Source organism: Bacteroidales bacterium, assembly GCA_031276035.1.
Taxonomy (GTDB): Bacteria; Bacteroidota; Bacteroidia; order Bacteroidales; family BM520; genus RGIG7150.
In genome coordinates this window covers 1-4458 of sequence record JAISNV010000027.1, presented here as the reverse complement: position 1 = coordinate 4458, position 4458 = coordinate 1, and the positions used below count along the sequence as shown (strand labels likewise).

Genomic DNA, 4458 nt, shown 5'->3' with positions numbered 1-4458 from the left:
CAAAAGACTACCACGATGAACACCACAGGCGGAGGAGCGGTCATGGGCAGTTTTCCGCATCCGCGCAACGGCATTGTGAAGCTGGATTTTGAATATATCCTGCTGTTCAAAAAGCAGGGCAATGCTCCAAAACCGACAGTCGAACAAAAGGCGCAATCGGCAATGACCAACGAAGAATGGAACACTTATTTCAACGGACACTGGTACTTCAACGGCGTAAAGCAGGACAGGCACCTGGCAATGTTTCCCGAAGAGTTGCCGGCACGTTTGATTAAGATGTTTTCATTTTCCAGCGAAACGGTTTTAGACCCGTTTATGGGTAGCGGAACGACGGCATCCGTTGCCGGAAAATTAGGCAGAAATTCTGTCGGATACGAAATTAATCCCGAATTTATTCCGCTTATCAAAGGAAAAATCGGCACAGGCGATGCTTTTAACGGAGTGAAAATTGAAATAATTAAACAGCCCGAAATCAAAATTGATTTTGAGAAAAAAATTGGCGAATTACCTTATCAATTTATTGATACGCATAAATTAGACAGGAAAATTGATGTAAAAACACTGCAATTCGGCTCAAAAATAGACGCCGAAAGCAGCGAAAAACGGGAAGAATATTTTACGGTAAAAGAAATTATCAGTCCCGAACTGCTCAAATTAAATAACGGTTTAACCGTTCGCCTGATTGGCATAAAACAAAATCCGGCAATCAACGGCAAAGCGACAGAATACCTGCGCGAAAAATTGAAAGGGAAAAAAGTCTTCCTGCGATACGACGAAGTGAAACACGACAGCAATAACCGTTTGATGCTGTATCTTTATCTGGAAAACAGGACGTTTATTAATGCGCATTTATTGAAAGAAGGATTGGCGGAGGTGGATGGTGTAGCGGAGTTTAAGTATAAAGATAAATTTAAAACATTGTTAATAAATTAAATAAAACTATATGTATTGTATTGAATGTGGGGCACAAATCCCCGATAACTCGAAGTTTTGCTCACATTGTGGCAAAAGGCAAGATGAAGGACAATCTTCATCAAAAGAACAGCTTGCAGAGCATATTATTGAATCCGAAAAAACTAGGCAAGTAATAGAAGAACATAGAAAAAGTTTGGATTACCATTCTCTCAAAAAAACAATGGGCTGGTATATAGCTTGGGTACTATTGCATTTGGGACTTTTATTAATATCTTCAAGAGGTATATTTAAGGGGAATAATATGGGTGCAAACAAATTTTGGCCGTTTAGCTCATATGATGATGTACGGCTAAGACATTCATATGAATTGTATGATATAACTGAGTTTTTAGTTTATACTATTTTCCCGTTGGTTATTTTGATAATTTGGAGTATGGTGCGGTCACAATCAAAAAACAACGTCTGAAATTAGAGATGCATGTTTTTTAGAAAGTGGCGGTCCCACTAATGAACATGTTCGTGACTTGGTACGAGACATGATTTTCAATCACGGTTGTTGTATTGGAAGCATGATGTGGAGTGGCGGTTACTGGATTATCAATAGCGAAGACGAGCTGAATGAAGTGGTTAAGAGTTTATACGATAGAGCAAATAGTATAAATGAACGAGCTAAAGCTATAATAGAAAATTGGGAGAATATTCACTGATAAAATAATATAAAATTAAAATTAAAGAAATATGGCGGATAGGATTCAAAAATCATTACACGATAGAGTAATTGATGAAGCGGTGAAACGCTTAAACCAAAAGGATTTTGATATCTATAGCTTGTGTCTTTCGTTTTTTGATAGGTATTTTGAGAAAACTTCAATTATCCATCGAACTCACGAATTCGATTTTTATTTGTACTTTTGTCGAAAATATTTGCAAAATGAATAGTATAAATAAATTTGACAACTTCTTGGCACATATTTATTTGGAAAATAAAACGTTTATTGATGAGTATTTGCTGGAAGAAGAATTGGCGGAAGTGGATGATAATATTGATTATAAGTATAAAAATCAAATTTTAATGATATGAATAGAGCATTTTTATCACACAGTAGTAAACAAAAGGATTTAGTTAGGAAAATTGCAAATAGTTTAGGTAAAGCGCAATGTGTGTTTGATGATTTTGAATTTGAGTCAGGCATGAAAGTATTCGATGAAATTAAAAAAGGTATAGGTAATAGTGATATCTTTGTATTCTTTATTTCTAATGACTCTCTCAATTCAGATTGGGTAAAAACAGAAATAACCGAAATAAAGAACTTGATTGATGATGGAATAAATAAACAATTTTATCCAATTCTAATTGATAATTCCATCAATGTTTCAACAGATAGCAGAATACCGAGTTGGATCAGAAAATATTTATTAAAACCTATAACAAATCATTTTATTATTTTTAAAAAAATAAAGCAGAGATTAAGAGAAATTTCCATAGAAAAAAATCCTATTTTCAAAGCAAAAGAATCATTATTTGTAGGAAGACAAGATGTTTTTGACCAATTTGAGGCAAAAATTTATAGTGTTGATGACATAGAACCTAAATCAATAATTGTATCAGGTTTCGAAGGTATAGGAAGAAGAACTTTTTTAAGAAAAGCACTTCAAAGAGATAATAGAATAAATGACACCTATGTCCCAATTTATATTACTCTTGATAGTAAAGAAAGTATTGAAGATTTTATGTTAAAATTGCAGGACTCAAATGGAGAAAACTCGAAAGATTTTTTAGAACAATTAAATGAACTTGAATATGAGCAAAAAATTGATGGTGCAAAAAAACTTTTATTAGATGTCAAAAAATCAAATGAATACATTTTTATAATTGACTCTGGATGTATAATTCAACCTACAAAACAAATATCAAAGTGGTTTTTAGAAATTATTAATGATAGAGAATTTGATAATACATTTACTCTATGCATCATCTCTCTCTTTAGACCTTCTAATGATGTTTTAAGAAATAATAAAGATTTATTATTACATTTTAATCTTACAAGTTTATCAGAAAAAGACACAGAAAAACTTTTTGTAAAATATTGTTCTCTTTTGCATATTGACTTAAAAAGGGAACAATCGCTTGAAATTTTATCCCTATTGAATGGAATACCAGCACAAACTCATTACGCTGTAGAACAGATAAATGAGTTTGGAATATTTGATACTATTAAAAATAAGCAAGACATTATTGATTTTGGAGAAACAAAGGTATTTTATTTAATTGACGATATTAAAAAGAAAGGCAGCTTTGCATTCGATCTTTTAGTGTTATTATCTAATTTTGAATTTATAAGTTACGATTTATTATATTCAATCGTTGGAAATACCGATGAAGTAAACGAATTGTTAGAAGATTTTTTTATAAAAAGTGTTTTTGATTTAATTGGTGCTAGCAAAGAATACATAAAGATCCATTATGCAATCGCAGATTTTTTAACACGTTCAAAAGCAAAATTAAATCCCACTTATCAACAAAAAATCAAAAACAACCTTACAGAATTTATTCAAAATGAAGGAAAAACAACTGATTTTCAAGATATATCAGAATTGTTGCATTCCGTAAAAGGTGCAATAATTAATGGATTATCATTACCTCATAGATACTATGTGCCTTCTTTTGTTTTAAAAACTATTGTTGAGCTTTATTCTAAGGAAAAATATACAACGGTTGTATCACTTATAGATAAAGTTTTAGAAAATCAAAGAAAACTAGCCGAAAATTCAATTAGAGAATTTAGATATTGGTTATGTTTATCTTTGGCAAGGTTATCAGATATTCGTTTTGAAACCGAAGTACAATCAATAGAGGGGACAGATTACAAATTTTTGCTAGGTTTTTATTATCGAATAAAAAAACAATATGATTCAGCCGAACAATATTTAAAAGAAGCTATCAAAAAAAACCCTAATTCACAAAAATCTAAAAGAGAATTAGTCAATGTACTTTTAGTAAAAAATAAATTTTCAGAGGCTCTTGATTTATCAAAATCAAATTATGAAAATCAAAAACTTAATGCTTTTCATATACAAGCATATTTTATATGCTTAACGCGAAAACACTATATCTCTAACGCAGATATAGATATACTTAATGAACTTTTGAAAAATATTAAAAGAAGTTTTGAAACTAAAGCGGAAAATATTGCAACTGTAATGCAAGGAGAATATGAGTATTATGTTAATAAAGACATTTCAAAATCAATTTCTATCTTAAAGGAATGTGTCAACAAAGAGAAAAATAAATATTATCCTAAAAAAGCATTAGCAGAAATATATCGAAGACAATCTATGCTTGCTGCATTAAATGAACTTGAAGCAAAATATAAAGATGTTTTGGAGAGTTATGATGTTGGTTGATAGCCATCATTTTTGGGGCGCTGACACGACGACTATCTCAAATGAATATGCGGCTTTGCTAACGTGCAGGGCGGACGAATTTATATCGGTAAAGACAATACCGCCACTGCTGACGGCTTACCCAACCAAAAGAAACTG

Annotated in this window: 5 protein-coding genes; all 5 read left to right on the top strand. The window is 31.5% G+C overall.

Translation table 11 applies throughout. From position 1 onward, the window contains the following. Positions 1-933, top strand: a 933-nt coding sequence (locus LBP67_06630) for a thermonuclease family protein (GenBank protein MDR2084652.1), incomplete at its 5' end; no start/stop codon positions are given. 10 nt (positions 934-943) lie between these two features. Next, positions 944-1381: a zinc-ribbon domain-containing protein gene (locus LBP67_06625; protein ID MDR2084651.1), complete on the top strand. Its 438-nt coding sequence runs from the start codon at positions 944-946 to the stop codon at positions 1379-1381. 70 nt (positions 1382-1451) lie between these two features. Beyond that, entirely contained in the window at positions 1452-1622 is a 171-nt protein-coding gene (locus tag LBP67_06620) for a hypothetical protein (protein ID MDR2084650.1), read from the top strand. A 224-nt stretch (positions 1623-1846) separates the two neighbouring features. Next, positions 1847-1996 carry a hypothetical protein gene (locus LBP67_06615; GenBank protein ID MDR2084649.1) on the top strand — a complete coding sequence of 50 codons (150 nt, stop codon included), beginning with the start codon at positions 1847-1849 and terminating at the stop codon, positions 1994-1996. Then, the gene (locus tag LBP67_06610) at positions 1993-4320 is read left to right on the top strand and encodes a TIR domain-containing protein (GenBank protein ID MDR2084648.1); all 2328 of its coding nucleotides are present in this window, start codon (positions 1993-1995) and stop codon (positions 4318-4320) included. Before LBP67_06615 ends, LBP67_06610 begins: the two co-directional genes overlap by 4 nt. Positions 4321-4458 lie beyond the last annotated feature (138 nt).